The 15853-nt window shown below is 62.0% G+C and carries 12 protein-coding genes; 4 read left to right on the top strand and 8 right to left on the bottom strand.

Translation table 11 applies throughout. From position 1 onward, the window contains the following. The first annotated feature begins 3 nt into the window (after positions 1-3). Positions 4-420: a DUF3035 domain-containing protein gene (locus tag C1T17_RS00490; RefSeq protein ID WP_104954901.1), complete on the top strand. Its 417-nt coding sequence runs from the start codon at positions 4-6 to the stop codon at positions 418-420. Between the two features lie 106 nt (positions 421-526). On the opposite strand, the gene C1T17_RS00495 is transcribed toward C1T17_RS00490, so the two are convergent. Further along, positions 527-1498 carry a CsgG/HfaB family protein gene (locus C1T17_RS00495; protein WP_104954902.1) on the bottom strand — a complete coding sequence of 324 codons (972 nt, stop codon included), beginning with the start codon at positions 1496-1498 and terminating at the stop codon, positions 527-529. Positions 1499-1655: 157 nt separating this feature from the next. Between C1T17_RS00495 and lepA the strand changes: the two genes are divergently transcribed. Further along, complete coding sequence (gene lepA / locus C1T17_RS00500; protein WP_104951726.1) at positions 1656-3461, top strand: translation elongation factor 4; 1806 nt, start codon at positions 1656-1658, stop codon at positions 3459-3461. Positions 3462-3479: 18 nt separating this feature from the next. Here lepA and C1T17_RS00505 read toward each other — a convergent pair whose 3' ends face one another. From C1T17_RS00505 to C1T17_RS21975, 6 genes are all read right to left on the bottom strand, one after another. Next, the gene (locus C1T17_RS00505) at positions 3480-5492 is read right to left on the bottom strand and encodes an ATP-binding protein (RefSeq protein ID WP_104951727.1); all 2013 of its coding nucleotides are present in this window, start codon (positions 5490-5492) and stop codon (positions 3480-3482) included. Next, positions 5489-6979 carry an ATPase domain-containing protein gene (locus tag C1T17_RS00510; protein WP_104951728.1) on the bottom strand — a complete coding sequence of 497 codons (1491 nt, stop codon included), beginning with the start codon at positions 6977-6979 and terminating at the stop codon, positions 5489-5491. The genes C1T17_RS00505 and C1T17_RS00510 overlap by 4 nt, the downstream gene beginning before the upstream one ends. A gap of 131 nt (positions 6980-7110) precedes the next feature. Next, positions 7111-8451 carry an HlyD family type I secretion periplasmic adaptor subunit gene (locus C1T17_RS00515; protein ID WP_189338441.1) on the bottom strand — a complete coding sequence of 447 codons (1341 nt, stop codon included), beginning with the start codon at positions 8449-8451 and terminating at the stop codon, positions 7111-7113. A 1-nt stretch (position 8452) separates the two neighbouring features. Then, positions 8453-10237, bottom strand: coding sequence for a type I secretion system permease/ATPase (locus tag C1T17_RS00520; protein ID WP_223262721.1), 1785 nt, complete (start codon positions 10235-10237; stop codon positions 8453-8455). A 239-nt stretch (positions 10238-10476) separates the two neighbouring features. Further along, positions 10477-10668 carry a hypothetical protein gene (locus C1T17_RS21485; RefSeq protein WP_104951730.1) on the bottom strand — a complete coding sequence of 64 codons (192 nt, stop codon included), beginning with the start codon at positions 10666-10668 and terminating at the stop codon, positions 10477-10479. Positions 10669-10739: 71 nt separating this feature from the next. Then, positions 10740-12866, bottom strand: a complete 2127-nt coding sequence (locus C1T17_RS21975; RefSeq protein ID WP_317617065.1) for a GH12 family glycosyl hydrolase domain-containing protein — start codon at positions 12864-12866, stop codon at positions 10740-10742. A gap of 268 nt (positions 12867-13134) precedes the next feature. Here C1T17_RS21975 and C1T17_RS00535 point away from each other — a divergent pair, with 268 nt between their 5' ends. Together C1T17_RS00535 and C1T17_RS00540 are read left to right on the top strand one after the other, a co-directional pair. Further along, positions 13135-14136, top strand: a complete 1002-nt coding sequence (locus C1T17_RS00535; RefSeq protein WP_104954904.1) for a threonine aldolase family protein — start codon at positions 13135-13137, stop codon at positions 14134-14136. Between the two features lie 7 nt (positions 14137-14143). Next, positions 14144-15073 (top strand): DMT family transporter, encoded by a 930-nt coding sequence (locus C1T17_RS00540; RefSeq protein ID WP_104951732.1) that lies wholly within the window; start codon positions 14144-14146, stop codon positions 15071-15073. On the opposite strand, the gene C1T17_RS00545 is transcribed toward C1T17_RS00540, so the two are convergent. After that, entirely contained in the window at positions 14986-15840 is an 855-nt protein-coding gene (locus tag C1T17_RS00545; RefSeq protein WP_104951733.1) for an NAD(P)-dependent oxidoreductase, read from the bottom strand. The genes C1T17_RS00540 and C1T17_RS00545 overlap by 88 nt on opposite strands. Positions 15841-15853 lie beyond the last annotated feature (13 nt).

Consider the following 15853-nt stretch of genomic DNA (forward strand, 5'->3'; position numbering starts at 1 on the left):
ATAATGCGTAAAGTTCTTCTCACCGGCAGCCTGCTCGCCAGCGTCACGGTGCTTTCAGCCTGCGGTTCCACGGGACTTTTCAATCGTGAGCGTCCCGATGAGTTCGCCGTCTCGCGTCAGGCTCCGCTGGTGATCCCGCCGGACTTCGCGCTCGTACCGCCAGCGCCAGGTGCCGCGCCGGTCGCGACTGCCGATTCGACGCGTCAGGCGATGGACGCCCTATTTGGTGGCCCTGCGGCCCGTAGCGGCACGGAGAGCGCCGCGCTGCAATCGGCGGGCCGCAATGCTGCCGACCCGGGCATCCGGTCCTCGGTCGCCGATCCCGACACCAACGTCGTCGACAAGGGCGCAACCACCCGTGACATCATCGCCGCGCCGGAAGGCGACGGGCAGAACGCGCGGGCCGCCACCCCTAACTGAAAACAGGAAAGGCCCGGCTGATTGGCCGGGCCTTTCGATTTACGGGAATATGCTACGGCTCGGAGGAGTGACCGCCGTTCAGGCCGCCACTCCTGACGCCAACCGCTTAGTTGCTGGGCGCGAGCCGGCTGTTCAATACCCAGCCGACATTGTCATTCTCGTCGGCGACTTCCCACCACAGACCTTGCTTATTGCCGGTCGGATAGACGATCGAGCCAGCCGGAAGCGTGCGGATGGCCGCGCCGCCCGGTGCAGGCGTCTTGCGCATGGCGACCGGGCCCTGGGCAGTGAAGGTCTTGGTGGGCGAGGCTTCCGCCGTGCCAACGGCACCGGGCTGGACCAGCCCGAGTTCGTTGACCATCTTGGTATAGGCCTGAATGAAGGCCAGCGTCACGATGCGACCGATGTCGGTATTGTCATAGCCGCCGCCGACTGCCGCAGCCGCGCCGCCGCCGAAGAAGCTGCCGCCGCCGACACCGAAGGAGACGCTGTTCTTCGCCGCATAGCCGTCGACCACCGAAACGGTTTCGGTCGTGCGGACGTTGGTCAACGACAAGACGGTGTTCGCCTCCATCTTCTTGCTGCCGATGCCGCCAGCAAGCGCGCCGAGCGCCCGGCCCCCGATCAGCCCGCCGATGCCGCCAGCAACGCCGCTACCGCCAGAATTGCGATTCGACGCCTGCACTTCAGCAACCAGAACATAATCCGCGGCCTTGATCTGGCCCTGACCGACATTGGAGCGACGCTGCAAACCAAGGTCGCTGCCGATGTCGCGCTCACGTTGCGCGGCGCTGAGACCCGAACCGCGATCGACCAGATTGAAGCAGCCGGAACGCTGCACCAGCACCTTGATAAGCTTCTGTGGGCCAGTGAGCTGGAACTGCGTCCAGCCTGATGGATCATCGCCGTCCATGACCGACACGGTGCCAAGCTTGCGCGAACAGCGTGGCACGTCCTGCACAGCCTGCTCCTGCAAGCGCTGCGTACCTGACGGCTTTGCCTGGCGCGGCGCGCCATAGGCCGGTGCCGTCATCGTTGCTGCCGCCGCCAGCAGCGCTGTAATCTTCCGAATACTCATTTCATCCCCCAAAATTACCATTTCGCGCATACCGTAACGGCATCACCTTTAAAATAGCTATACCGCGTTCGGCAATGACGATCGTGATGCGCATCACTATTAGCTGGCCGTTGCGGCGGCGCTTTTGCTTCTGCGCACATGCTGCTATCGGCGCTGCATGACAGAACTCAGCCGCATTCGTAACTTCTCCATCATTGCCCATATCGACCATGGCAAATCGACGCTTGCCGATCGTCTGATCCAGCGTTGCGGCGGCCTGACCGACCGGGAAATGTCCGCGCAGGTGCTCGACAATATGGACATCGAGAAGGAACGCGGCATCACGATCAAGGCGCAGACCGTGCGCCTCGACTACACCGCGAAGGATGGCCTCACCTACGAACTGAATCTGATGGACACGCCGGGTCATGTCGACTTCGCCTATGAAGTCTCTCGTAGCCTTGCCGCGTGCGAAGGCGCGCTGCTGGTGGTGGACGCGGCGCAGGGCGTGGAGGCGCAGACGCTCGCCAACGTGTATCAGTCGATCGAGCATGACCATGAGATCGTGCCCGTCATCAACAAGATCGATTTGCCTGCCGCCGAACCGGAAAAGGTGAAAGCGGAGATCGAGGAAGTCATCGGCCTTGATGCGTCCGAAGCGGTGCTTGCGTCGGCCAAGTCCGGCATCGGCATTGACGAAGTCCTCGAAGCCATCGTCAAGAAGATCCCTGCACCGAAGGGTGATCGCGATGCGCCGTTGGAAGCGATGTTGGTCGATAGCTGGTACGATCCGTATCTGGGCGTCGTCATTCTGGTGCGCGTTGTGAATGGCGTCATCAAGAAGGGTCAGAACATCAAGTTCATGATCGGCGGCACCGAGCATCTGATCGACCGCGTCGGCTGCATGCGGCCCAAGATCGAAACGCTGCCGGAGATCGCGGCAGGCGAAATCGGCTTCATCACTGCGCAGATCAAGGACATCAGCCAGACGCGCGTCGGCGATACGATCACCACAGTGAAGAACCCCGCCGCGAAGCCGCTGCCGGGCTTCAAGGAAGTGCAGCCGGTGGTGTTCTGCGGGCTCTTTCCCGTCGACGCGGCGGATTTCGACAAGCTGCGTGACTCGATTTCGAAGCTGCGCCTCAACGACGCTTCGTTCAGCTTCGAAATGGAGAGCAGCGCAGCTTTGGGCTTCGGCTTCCGATGCGGGTTCCTTGGGTTGCTCCACCTTGAAATCATTCAGGAGCGGCTCACCCGCGAATATGACCTCGACCTAATCACCACGGCGCCGTCGGTGGTCTACAAAATCCAGCTTACCTATGGCGCAGGCGAGATCGAACTCCACAACCCTGCCGATATGCCCGATCCCACCAAGATCGGCAGTATCGAGGAGCCATGGATCGAAGCGATCATCTACTGCCCCGACGAATATCTCGGCTCCATCTTGAAGCTGTGCCAGGACCGGCGCGGCATTCAGAAGAACCTCACTTATGTCGGGGGCCGCGCGCAGGTGACGTACGAGCTACCGCTCAACGAAGTTGTATTTGATTTCTATGACCGTCTAAAAAGCATCAGCCGCGGCTACGCCAGCTTCGACTATCACCAGATCGGCTATCGCGAGGGCGACCTCGTCAAGATGAGCATTATGGTCAACAGTGAGCCAGTCGATGCGCTAAGCATGATCGTCCATCGCGGCACGGCGGAAACGCGCGGACGCGGCATGTGCGAGCGATTGAAGGACTTGATTCCGCGCCACCTTTTCAAGATCCCGATCCAGGCCGCAATCGGCGGCAAGGTGATCGCCCGCGAGACCATCGCCGCGATGCGCAAGGACGTGACCGCGAAATGCTATGGCGGCGACATCAGCCGCAAGAAGAAGCTGCTCGACAAGCAGAAGGAAGGCAAGAAGCGGATGCGCGAATATGGCAGCGTGCAGATTCCGCAGGAAGCCTTCATCGCCGCGCTGCGGATGGGCGAGGAGTGAGCGAAAACTGGCGCGCCGTTACAGGTGCGCCAGGCTCGCGGCCAGATCGGTCTGCTTGAACGGCTTGGTCAGGCGCGGAAGATCGGGCGATATGCCCTTCGTCTCCGCATAACCGGAGATGACGAGGATACGCAGATCGGGCCGCATTTTACGTGCCCGCCCCGCCAAATCTGTCCCGGTAATCCCCGGCATCAAGTGGTCGGTGACGAGCAGGTCGATGTTCGACGGCGTGTCGAGCACCTTCAAGGCGTCTTCGGCGGACACCGCCTCAAGCACGCTGTAGCCCAGCTCGCTCAACATATGGGCGGTGCTGGCGCGCACCAGATCCTCGTCGTCGACAACCAGCACGGTGCCCCGGTCCGTCTGCGGCATGGCGACCTCGGTGACGGACGCGGTTTCCTCAAGCGGCTTCTGACTGACGGGCAGCCATAGATTGATCGTGGTGCCTTCGCCCAGCTTACTGTCGATGGTAAGTCCGCCGCCCAATTGCGCGGCAAGGCCATGCACCATCGAAAGCCCAAGGCCGGTCCCCTGTCCCACGCCTTTGGTGGTGAAAAACGGCTCGATGGCCTTGGCGATCGTCTTTTCGTCCATGCCGATGCCGGTGTCCTCGACATAGAGGCGGATGAACTCTCCGCTCGGCAGACGGACGGCGTTGCGCGGAACGAGTTTCTGTACGGTCGCGCCAATGGTAAGAGTGCCGCCTTCGGGCATGGCATCGCGCGCGTTCACCGCAAGATTGAGCAGCGCCATTTCGATCTGGTTCGCATCGGCACGAGCAGGCGGAAGATCGTCCGCCACCGCAAGCTCGACCTTGACGCGGGGACCGGAGGTGCTGGCGATCAGGTCGGCCATGTCCCGGATCAGCGCGCTTATATCGATCGCCTTCACCTGCAATGGTTGACGTCGTGCGAAGGCGAGGAGGCGCTGAACCAGCGTCTTGGCGCGGTCTGCCGATTGCACCGCGCCGTCGATCAGGCGGCGCTCGCGCTCTGTCCCCAATCCGCGCCGCTGCAACAGGTCCAGACTGCCGACAATGGGGGTCAGCAAATTGTTGAAGTCATGCGCCACGCCGCCGGTAAGCTGCCCCATCGCCTCAAGCTTCTGCGACTGGCGCAGCGCCTCCTGCGCCAGCTCCAATTCGCGCGAACGCTGCGCCACGCGTTCCTCCAGCGTTTCGTTCAGCCCTCGCAAGCGTTCCTCGCTTTCACGCAAAGCAGCTTCGATCCGGCGACGCTGGGTTATGTCGTTGAACAAGACTGCGACTTGCCGAGCAGCAGGATCGCCGACGCGCAAGGCATAGACATCGTACCAATATCCCCCCAGCGCATCCGCTTCATGCTCGAAGCGGATGCTTTCGCCGGTCAGCGCGACCTTCCCGTATATGTCGAACCAATGCTGTTCATGACCCGGCACCATCGACCGTATAGCCATGCCCACCGCGTTCTTGAGGCCCGTTTGGCGCTCGAAGGCGGGATTGGCTTCGCGGAAGATGTAGTCGACGGGCTTTCCCGCTTCATCGAAGACGATTTCGATAATGCAGAAGCCCGCATCGATAGATTCGAAAAGGGACCGGTATTTCTCCGCGCCGACATGCAGTTCTTCCAGCCGCGCCCGCGCTTCATATTGGCGGCGGCGACCGCGCAAGGCCGATTGAGCTAGGCTGATAAGCGTAGTTGGGTGAAACGGCCGCTCCAGGAACGTCACATTGCCCAGCGTGCCGAGGAAACGCTGCGCAGAGGGGTTGCGCTCCAGTCCGCCGCCGCGCTGCGTCAGCAGGACGAAAGGAAAATCCGACCATTCCGGCTGCCCCTGAAGCCATTGCGCCAGTGGATTAAGGTCAGCCGTCCGCAAACCTTCCTCCGCCAGCAACGCAAAGCCAGCGCCATGCTCCAATTCGCGGACGAGCGCGGTGAGTCCGTCGCAAATCTGCGACTTCAATCCGGCTTCCACCAGCATGGACGCGGCGATGTCCGCGTCCCGTCCTCTTGGTGCTAATATCAGTGCGCGTTCGGAAAGATGGGGGATCATGCCCTGTCGTCTTCGAGCAACGCCGGACCGCTGCCCGTGAAACTGGGCACGCCGCGCAGAACGCCCTGAAACCCCGTCAATGGCTCGCCCAGACGTATGCCGTTGGCGCCGATCCGGTATTCGCGAATGGTGTCCTCATGCGCGCCGGTACGCTTCTTGATGATCGAAATCGCGCGGCGCACGCGCCCGCTCGCTTCGAAATAGCGCAGCAAGACAACCGTATCGGCGAGGTAAGTAACATCCACAGGCGACTTCATATCTCCGACCAGCCCATGCTGCGCCACCGTCAGAAACGTCGTAGCGCCCTGACGGTTCAAATATTGCAGCAGTTCATGCATGTGGAGGATCAGCGCATTCTCCTCGGGCATTGCCGCCTGATAGCCGTTCAGGCTGTCGATGACGATCGTGCGTACCTCGTGACGCTCCACGCAGTTGCGCACACGCTCGGAAAATTCGCCGGGCGAGAGTTCCGCTGCATCGACCTGTTCGATCAGCAGATTGCCCGCATCGACCATTGCCTGCATGTCGATGCCCACGCCAAGCGCCCGGTTGAACAGCAGCCCCACTTCCTCGTCGAACACGAACATCGCAGCGCGTTCGCCGCGCGCAACCGCCGCAGCGACGAAGGTAAGGACGAGCAGCGATTTGCCCGTGCCAGCAGGTCCGAGAACCAGCACGCTGGACCCTCGCTCTATGCCGCCCCCGAGCAAGGAATCCAGTTCCGGCGTTTCGCTCGTCACGATGTCACGCGCAAACTTCGTCCTGTGCTCCGCCGATACCAGTCGCGGGAACACGCGCACGCCGCCCGTGTCGATCACGAAATCGTGATAGCCGCCGCGAAAACGCCGACCGCGATACTTCACCACACGCAGCCGTCGACGCTCCGGTCCATAGCCGGGGGAAAGTTCTTCCAGCCGGATAACCCCATGGGCGACGCTGTGCACGGTCTTGTCGGCAACTTCGGCCGTCATGTCGTCGAGCATCAGGACCGTGGCGTTCTGGGTCGCGAAAAAGTGCTTCAGCGCGAGGATCTGGCGGCGATACCGCAGTGAGCTTTGTGCCAGCAGGCGTATCTCCGACAGACTGTCGAGGACGACGCGATCGGGCTTCACACGCTCGAACGTATCGAAAATTCTGCGGGTCGTCTCGCCCAGTTCCAGATCGGAGGAATAGAGAAGACTCTGCTGCTGCTGTTCATCCAGCAGGCTCTCCGGCGGCACCAGTTCGAACAGGTTGATGTTCTGAAGGTCCCAGCCATGCGACGCGGCGCTGTCGCGCAACTCTTCCTCGGTCTCGGACAAGGTAACGTACAGGCACGTTTCGCCCTTGGCTGCGCCTTCCATCAGGAACTGCGTGGCGATTGTCGTCTTGCCCGCGCCGGGACTTCCCTCCAGCAGATACACGCGACCGCGTGTCAGTCCGCCTACAAGGATGTCGTCAAGGCCACGGACGCCCGTGAGCGCCTGGGTAGTAGTAGATTCCGGCACGTAGTATTCCTAGGTTAGCGTCTTCGTAATGCACGAATTAGCACAAGCCTTAGAACTGCCATACAGCCAGATTCTTGATCGAGATCAAGCGCCTACAACGGCCTTAGCCGAAATTTTCCTGGGTGCGATCCTCAATTATCCCGGAACGCGCGCTGAAATTGATCGCGCAAGGGCTTGGTGAGGTAGGACAACATTGTCCGGCTGCCACTTTCCACAAAGATTTCGGCAGGCATACCCGCCTTCATCTTCACGCCCGAAAGGCTCTTGATGTCCCGGGGGTCGATCTCGACACGCACCGGAAAATAGCTGCGCTGTGACGCTTGTTCGACAGTGCGTTCGGCAGCGACGAACACGACCTTGCCATGCAGTTCGGGCGTAGTGGTCGCGCTGGCTGAGCTGAGGCGAATACGCGCCGGCTGGCCGCTGTGCACGCGGTCGATATCCTGCGGGTTGATCGCCCCTTCCACGAGCAGTCGGTCCTGATCCGGCACGATCTCCATGATCGTGTCGGCGGGGCGGATGACGCCGCCGATCGTCGCGGCGGCAAGCTTGTCCACGACACCGTCATACGGCGCGCGGATCATCGTGCGGCTCTGCGCGTCCATTGCCGATACGCTGCGGACCTGCTGCTCGTTCAGCGCATTATTGATCTGCGCCAGTTGCACGCCCGCGTCCGAACGCCGGGTCTCGCCAAGCTGGATGATCTGCTGCCGGGTTTCGGATATGCGGGCCATCGTCTGTGCGATCTGCGCGTTCAGCGCACCGACGCTGCCGCCGATATCCGCCGATGTGCGCTCAAGTTGATTGACGCGGTTCAACGTCACCAGCTTCTTACCATAGAGTTCGCGCACGCCCGCCAATTCGGGCTGGATCAGCACCGCCTGCTTCTGGAGCGCGGCGATCTGCGCACGATATCCGGCGATCTCCTGCCCATATTGGCCGATGCGCGAATGAAGCTGGGCAGTGAGGCCCGCGCCTTCGGAACGGCGGATGTCGAAGAGCTTCTGCTCGTCGGCCATCGCCGCCCGCGCACTGGCATCGGTTCGTTTCAGCAAAGTGTCGGGGAAGCGGATCGCGGGTGCGCCCATCCGCTCTGCTTCCAGGCGCGCGCGTTGCGCAACCATCTGGTCCAGCGACAGCGCGGAAAGCTGTGCGTCGGTGCCAAGCACCTTGTCGTCAAGGCGCATCAGCAACTGTCCCTTGCGCACATGCTGGCCGTTCTGCACCAGAATTTCGGACACTACCCCGCCGGTCGGGTGCGTGATCTGCTTGACGCGCGACTCGACGCCGAGTTGCCCGCTGGCGACTATTGCGCCGCCCATTGGCACGAACGCCGCTGCGCCACCAATGCCGAAAACAAGCACCGACATCAGCAACACTGCCGTCCTGAGCGAACCGTTGAGGCGGGCTTCCGGTTCGAAGACTTGTGGCGGCGCAGGGCGCTGGGAAAGCGTTAACATCTGTTCGGTCATGTCAGGCAGCCTGCTGCTGAGTGGAAGCGCCGGGGGCTGGCTTTGCGCCTGCCGGGGCATTGGGGTTGGGCAGCTTCAGGAACTTGTCCAATATTTCATCGCGGGGGCCAAAGCCATCGGCACGGCCATCGCGCATCACCAGCACCAGATCGACCGAGGCCAAGGCAGACGGACGATGTGCAATGACGATCACGATGCCCTTGCGCTCGCGCACGCTCATGATCGCGGCGCTCAGCGCGCGTTCCCCCGCACCATCGAGATTGGAATTGGGTTCGTCGAGAAGCACCAGGAACGGATCGCCATAGAGCGCGCGGGCCAAGCCGACACGCTGGCGCTGGCCCGCGGACAGACAGGTGCCCTCATGCCCAACCGGCGTCTGGTAGCCGAGCGGCATAGCGACGATCATGTCATGCACGCCCGCAGCCTTGGCGGCGGCAATCACCGCGTCGGAGTTCTGACCCGGCATGAAGCGGGAGATGTTGTCCGCAATGGTGCCGTCGAACAGCTCCACCATCTGCGGCATATAGCCGATCGACCGGCCCAGCACATCAGACGGCCACTGGTCGAGTGTCGCGCCGTCCATCCGCACCGAACCACGCACCGGACGCCATGCACCCACGATTGCACGCGCCAGCGAGGATTTGCCCGCCGCACTCGCCCCGATCACCGCCAGCGCCGATCCGGCTTCCAACGTGAATTCCACGCCCTGCACCGTCAGGCGCTGCGTACCCGGAGGGGCCACGCACAGATTATGCACTTCCAGCCGCATTTCAGGGGCAGGCAGCACGATATCCCATTCAGGCTCTGGCGGAACATCACGCAGAAGGGCAGACAACCGCCGCCAGCCGATCCGCGCCGCGGCAAGGTTGCGCCAGTTTGCGATTGCCTGATCGATTGGCGCAAGCGCGCGCGCCGACAGGATCGATGAGGCGAAGATCACCCCGCCGCTGGCTTTCCCGTCGATCACCAGCAATGCGCCGACCGTCAGGATCGCCGATTGCAGGAACAGGCGGCCAAGTTTGCTGAAACCGCCCAGCACGCCGGTAGACCGCGCGAGGCTGCTTTGCGCGGACAGGAACATGCGGTTTACATTCTGCCAGCGCTCTTCCATCCGACCGCGCATCCCTAGAACGGAGAGCAGTTCGACATGGCGCAGATTGGTTTCGGCCATGCTGTTGCGGTAGGCGGAGACCTGGCTCAGCTTCGCAGCGGGCGCCTTGATTGCCTTGTCAGTCAGAAGCGTCAGACCCAGGAGCAGGATCGCGCCCACCAGAGCAGTGACGCCCAGCCACACGTGCAACAGGAACAGGATGCCGAGGAAGAAGGCGATCCACGGCAAGTCCATGATCGTGCCGGGTCCGGGTCCGGACATGAAGCTACGGATATTCTCAAGATCGCGCATCGGCGTCAGGCCGTCGCCGGGTGCTGAACGGCCACGCAAGGCAGCGTCCGAAATTGCTCGCTGCACGCGCGGCGACCACTCACGGTCTAGCGCGGCCGCGATGTCGCCCAATATGCGCGTGCGCATCGTGTCGAACACGCCCTGGAAAGCGTACATCACGACCAGCATCGCCAGCAGGCCGATCAGCGTCGGGATGCTCCGGCTCGGCAGCACCGAGTCATAGACCATCATCATGTAGAGCGCGCCGCTCAGTTGCAGCACACTGAGCACGGCACTGAGGAAACCGACGGTGATCCACGCCTTCCGGTAGCGGCGCACCGCTTCCATCAGGTCCGATGTGGGCATCGCTCGCGCGGCATCAGCCGGCGTCGTCAACGCGTTCATCGCTGCGCCTCGGCAAAGGCGGCAAACGCTGTCTTTGGGTCGAAGGCGTCGTAAGCCCCGGCTGTCAGTCCGTGCGACATTATACGAGTTGTCCTGGAACGGTATGTTTGCGAGTCGGCGGGGCCGTCCACCCCGCCTTTGCTAACATACTTAATAGCAGGCAAATCGCTAATGCATTGCTAACCACGGCCGGGGCGCATGCGGTTCGTCGCAACTGCGCCCCGACTAAGCTGTTGTACTTAGGAGACGAACAGGAAGTCGTCCGCCGTGAGCGTCTTCATCTGCGTATTGTAGAGGAGGATCGAATCGCCGCTGTCGAAGGTGATGACGGTGTTGTGCGCCACTTGCTTGGCATGTGCCATCACATCGGCGTAGCTCGAAACGCCCAGCGCCGTGTCGAGGCTGATCCAGTCATGGGCGCTGCCGGTCACGGCGAAATCTTCGACGACGTCGCGTCCGCTGCCGACATTGAACTGGAAGGTGTCGTTGCCATAGCCACCGTTCAGCTTGTCGTTGCCCGCCCCCCGATCAGCAGGTCGTTGCCGCCCCGGCCCGCAAGATAATCGTCACCATCGCCGCCCATCAGCTTGTTGGCGGTGTGATCGCCTGCGATCCAGTCGTTGAACGCTGAGCCAATGACGCCCTCGATGGACATGTAGACATCACCCTTTGCATCGCCCGTGTTGATCGATGCGGTCAGCATGTCGACCTTCACCGCCTGCGCCGCAGACGTGTAGGTCGCGAAGTCGAAGCCTTCGCCGCCGACCAGAATGTCCGCGCCGCCATTGCCTTCCAGCCTGTCGTCGCCTGCTCCGCCCTCCAGCTTGTTGGCGGCATCGTTGCCGGTCATCATGTTGTCGAGCGCATTGCCCACGCCATCGATAGCGGCCTTGCCGGTGAGGATCAGGTTTTCGACATGATCGGTCAGGGCATAGCTGAACCCCGCCTTGACTGTGTCGATGCCTTCATTTGCCAGTTCGACGATTACGTCGCTGCTCGAATGCAGGACGTAGGTATCATGCCCCTTGCCACCGAAGAGCGTGTTAGTGCCATTGCTCGCGATCAGCGTGTCGTTGCCGTCCAGCGCATGCACAATCGATTTCGTCGCCGTCGCTTCCAGCACATCAGCGCCGTTCGTACCCTCGATCTCGGTAACGGGATCGATGACTTGCGTTGTCGTACCGGTGCCTGTCACATGCTGGGTTTTGATCGTGCCGTCGCTGTTCGTGGTCTGCACATCATAGGCCAGGTGATTGATGGTCAGCGTGCCTGAACCAGAGACCACTTCGGCCCCGAGTTGCGACATGGCGAGATACTCGTCCTTGCTGACGATCCCCATCTCGATCAGCGTATCAAACAGCTTCACCATGTCGAGCTTGCCGACCGGCGTGTCGCTATTGGCGACGATCGCGGTGTAATGCGTCCCCGGCGCACGGTAGATAGTGCCAACGAAATCGCCGTCCTGATAGGTGCCGATTTTGTCGCCGAACGCTTCGAAATTGCCCTTGTGCAGCCACACCATTATTTCGTTGGTGACGGTGGAGGCGTCGCCGCCCGGCTTGTTCGTCAGCCAGATGTCGAAGGCCACGTTGAAGCCGCTGGTGTCGCCATTGAACGCAACGTCGAAGTCGGCGGTCAATGCGTTGAGCTTGCTGATCTGCACCGGAAACACCTGCGCCTTGTCGCCAGGATTGGTGCCGCCCGAGAAAGGCGAAGCACCGAACAGCAGGTCGGGATAGGCGAGCACATTGCCCGCAGCGCCTTCGGCCAGCGTCAGCGTGGGGAAATCCCAGTTGAAGGTCGTACCCTTCGAGAGATCCTTGTATGTGTAGGAAACGCTGTTGGTATAATCCGTGCCGTACTTCAGGCTGGCAGAGTTCCAGGCGTTGTTGATCGCGTACCAGCCATTGCTGGTCTGTCCGGCATGGGTGCCGCTCAAGGTGTTCTGCCCTGTCGTGGGTCGCGACGCGGGCGTGTCGACTACGATCGCGCTGTCGTTCAGGAACGCGAAGTCAGTCGCCTTGAAGCTGCCGACCGTCGCGCCGCGCACCATCAACTCTTCACCATTGCCAAGGTCGAAGTGCACATCCGATCCCTGCTGCGTCGCATGTGCCATCAGGTTCTTGAAGCTACCGATATCGAAGCCGTCGAGCCGGATCAGATCCTTACCCGAGGTGAAGTTGTAGACGGTGTCCGACCCTTCACCCGCCTTGACGACCATCGTATCCATGCCCGCGCCGCCGACCAGCACGTCATTGCCTTTGCCGGCGTTCATATAGGCGCCGACCGACCCCGCGGTGATGATGTTGTTGAGGCCGTTACCGAAACCCATCTTCGCGCCCGCACCGGCCAGCACCAGGTTTTCGACGTTCGCGGACAGCGTTATCGGAGTGTAGGCATAGCTGTAGAGGGTATCGATGCCTTGGCCAGCATACTCCGTAACGGAGTAGTTCTGGTCCCACACATAATAATGGTCGTCCCCCGAACCGCCGTACATCCGGTCGCCTGAAATGCCATAGAACACATCGTTGTAGATGCTTCCGAGAATTGTTCCTGCCTTGTGGGAACCAATCCAGCTGTTGGGGTTTAAGCTCAAGTTGAGATCCAGGTTATTAACGGTCAAATACATTGGCTTAGGTTCCTGTCCGAGGTTGCCTTCGGATAGTCCGGAACCTGTGAAGCCTTCGCTGTGCAGTAACGTTAACTGCATATTCACGACAAAATGACGTTGAGCGTTACAGAAGCGTTCCGATGCCCTTAAACTGGGTTTAACGACTGGCCGCAGCACCGCCTGCGACGACCTGAGTTATCGTCCATAATGGTTATAAACGCCGGTAAACGCTGACGTTTGCGGTCGGACGTTGACCCATATCGCGTGGCGTCGCATGGAGGCCGCCATGCACTTCTTTTCCGACAATGCCGCGCGCGTTTCCCCTCAGATTCTCTCCGCGCTGGCAGACGCCGACCATGTCGACACGGCGTATGATGGCGACGCGTGGAGCGCGCGACTCAGCGATTCGTTCTCTCGGCTATTCGAAAAGGACGTCGCGGCCTTGTGGGTCACGACAGGCACGGTCGCCAACTGTCTCGCCTTGGCGGCACTATGCCCGCCCTTCGGTGGCGTGCTGTGCCATGAGGAGGCGCATGTCGAAACCGACGAAGGCGGGGCGCCGGAGTTCTTCACCCATGGCGCGAAGCTGATGACGGTTCCGGGCGATGGCGCGAAGATTTCGCCTGATGCGCTACAGAGCCGCCTTTCCGCCATCCGCAACGATGTGCATCAGGTGCAGCCGCACGCGCTTACCATCACCAACGCTACCGAATATGGCCGCGTCTATTCACCAGCCGAAGTCGCGGCCCTTGGGGCACTCTGCCGCGAACACGGCCTTGGCTTCCACATGGACGGCGCGCGTTTCGCCAACGCCGTTGCGACGCTGGGTTGCCACCCCGCGGACCTGACGTGGCGGGCAGGCGTCGATGCCCTGTCCTTCGGCTTCGTCAAGAATGGTGGCATGACGGCTGAAGCGCTGATCTTCTTCGATCCCGCGCTGGCGGCCGACACGCTGCGCCGCCGGAAGCGCGCCGGACACCTCCTTTCGAAAGGTCGCTACCTCGCCGCGCAGTTGCTGGCGATGCTGGAGGGAGATTTGTGGCTCGACAATGCACGCGCCGCCAATGCCGCCGCGCGAATCATCGCTGAGGCGGCAGGAGCACGTTGTATGCATCTCGTGGAAGCGAATGAAATTTTCCTGCGTGTGACTGCTCAAGAAGCCGCCACTCTGCGCGCGCAAGGCTTCGACTTCTACGACTGGGGCGAAGGCGCGGCCCGGCTCGTGACATGCTGGCACCACGAAGCGAAGGACGTGCAGCCGCTCGCCAACGCCATCGCTGCCCTATGATTACGATATGAGCGCCAGCACGGGACGCGACCACCACGCGCCATCGCTGCTCAGCCCCGGCATACTCATTCCCTTCGCGATCGTCACCTTGATCTGGGGGTCGACATGGCTCGTCATCCGCGATCAGGTGAGCGCGGTGCCGCCAAGCTGGTCCGTCGCCTATCGTTTCCTGTTGGCGAGCGTCGGGATGTTCGTGCTGGCACGCATCCGCCGCTTGCCGCTGTGGATCGGGGGGAGGGGCATCGCCTTCGCTGCGGGCCTGGGCGCAACGCAGTTCATGCTCAACTTCAACTTCGTGTATCGTGCCGAGCTGGTGCTGACATCCGGCGTCGTCGCGGTATTCTACGCGCTGCTGCTGATCCCAAACAGCCTGTTCGCATGGATCGCGTTCCGCCAACCGGTAAGCCGGAACTTCATTCTGGGATCGGTGGTCGCGGTCAGCGGAGTCACGCTACTTTTCCTGCGCGAATATCGCTATGCCGACGTCGCGCCGGGGGCGGTGCTGACCGGGATCGGACTCTCACTCTGCGGTTTGCTGGCGGCATCGGTCTCCAATGTGATGCAGGGATCGCCGATAGCCCGCCGCCTGCCGATCATCAGCCTCCTTGCCTGGGCAATGCTGCTGGGTGGCGTCATGGACGCGGCGCTGGCCTGGATCACTAGTGGGTCGCCGGTGTTGGACTCGCGTCCGGCTTATGTTGCGGGCGTCGTCTATCTTGCGATCGCCGGGTCGGTCTGCACCTTCCCGCTCTATTTTCGCCTGATCCAGCAGATCGGAGCGGGCCGCGCCGCCTATTCCGGCGTTCTGGTCCCTGTGATCGCCATGCTGCTTTCGACGTTGTTCGAAAGCTATCGCTGGTCGACGCTGGCGGCGGCAGGCGCGGCGCTGTCGATCGCCGGCATGGTCATCGCGATGCGCGCCAAGCCCTCGCGATAGGTCGGATAGCGAGGAGTCCAGCGCAGCAGCCGCTTCGCCTTGCCGTTCGCGATCCGGCGGTTCTCCCCATAGAAGCCCCGCGCCATCGGCGTGAGCTTCGCTTCTTCCAGTGAGAGCAGCGGCGGCAGCGGAAGTCCGCTCAGCGCACATGCGGCTTCGATCACGCGATTCTGGCTGCACGGATAGTCGTCCGCCAGATTATAGACGCCCGGCGGCCCCTCGAACCCCGCGACTATGCCCGAGACGATGTCATCGACATGCACCCGGCTGAACACCTGCCCCGGCAAGTCGATCCGCCGCGCCCGTCCGTCCAGCAGGCGATCTATTGCGGATCGCCCCGGCCCATAGATACCGGGCAGCCGAAAGACGCGCACATCGTCACGCACGCCGCCCCAGGCGAGGTCGGCCTCCGCCCGTGCGCCGCGTCTGCCATGGCCGATCGGTGCGCGCTCGTCCACCCATGCCCCGCCCGTATCGCCATAAACGCCGGTCGCGGAGATATAGCCGATCCAGCGCGTCGGTGACGTCATGATGTCCGCGCCATAGCGCGTCAGCACCGGGTCGCGCCCGTCATCGCCCGGTGGCACGGACGAGATGATGTGCGTCGCTGTCGCCAGGCTCGTCCGCACCGCGTCGGCATCATCAAAGGCCAACGCCCCATCCACGGCATCTCTCCGTGTCGCAGTAACGCGCCATCCATCGCCGATCAGCCGTCGCGCTAGCCGCCCCGTCGTATAGCCCAGTCCGAAGATCAGCATATGTCTCATCGCGTCCTTCCTA

Origin of the sequence: Sphingobium sp. SCG-1, from assembly GCF_002953135.1 — a bacterium.
GTDB lineage: Bacteria > Pseudomonadota > Alphaproteobacteria > Sphingomonadales > Sphingomonadaceae > Sphingobium.

Coding starts and splice junctions, on each gene's coding strand:
- C1T17_RS00540 (WP_104951732.1), top strand. CDS start 14,144: ATGAGCGCCAGCACGGGACGCGACCACCACGCGCCATCGCTGCTCAGC.
- C1T17_RS00520 (WP_223262721.1), bottom strand. CDS start 10,237: ATGAACGCGTTGACGACGCCGGCTGATGCCGCGCGAGCGATGCCCACA.
- C1T17_RS00545 (WP_104951733.1), bottom strand. CDS start 15,840: ATGAGACATATGCTGATCTTCGGACTGGGCTATACGACGGGGCGGCTA.
- C1T17_RS00490 (WP_104954901.1), top strand. CDS start 4: ATGCGTAAAGTTCTTCTCACCGGCAGCCTGCTCGCCAGCGTCACGGTG.
- C1T17_RS00535 (WP_104954904.1), top strand. CDS start 13,135: ATGCACTTCTTTTCCGACAATGCCGCGCGCGTTTCCCCTCAGATTCTC.
- lepA (WP_104951726.1), top strand. CDS start 1,656: ATGACAGAACTCAGCCGCATTCGTAACTTCTCCATCATTGCCCATATC.
- C1T17_RS00495 (WP_104954902.1), bottom strand. CDS start 1,498: ATGAGTATTCGGAAGATTACAGCGCTGCTGGCGGCGGCAGCAACGATG.
- C1T17_RS00505 (WP_104951727.1), bottom strand. CDS start 5,492: ATGATCCCCCATCTTTCCGAACGCGCACTGATATTAGCACCAAGAGGA.
- C1T17_RS21975 (WP_317617065.1), bottom strand. CDS start 12,866: ATGTATTTGACCGTTAATAACCTGGATCTCAACTTGAGCTTAAACCCC.
- C1T17_RS00515 (WP_189338441.1), bottom strand. CDS start 8,451: ATGACCGAACAGATGTTAACGCTTTCCCAGCGCCCTGCGCCGCCACAA.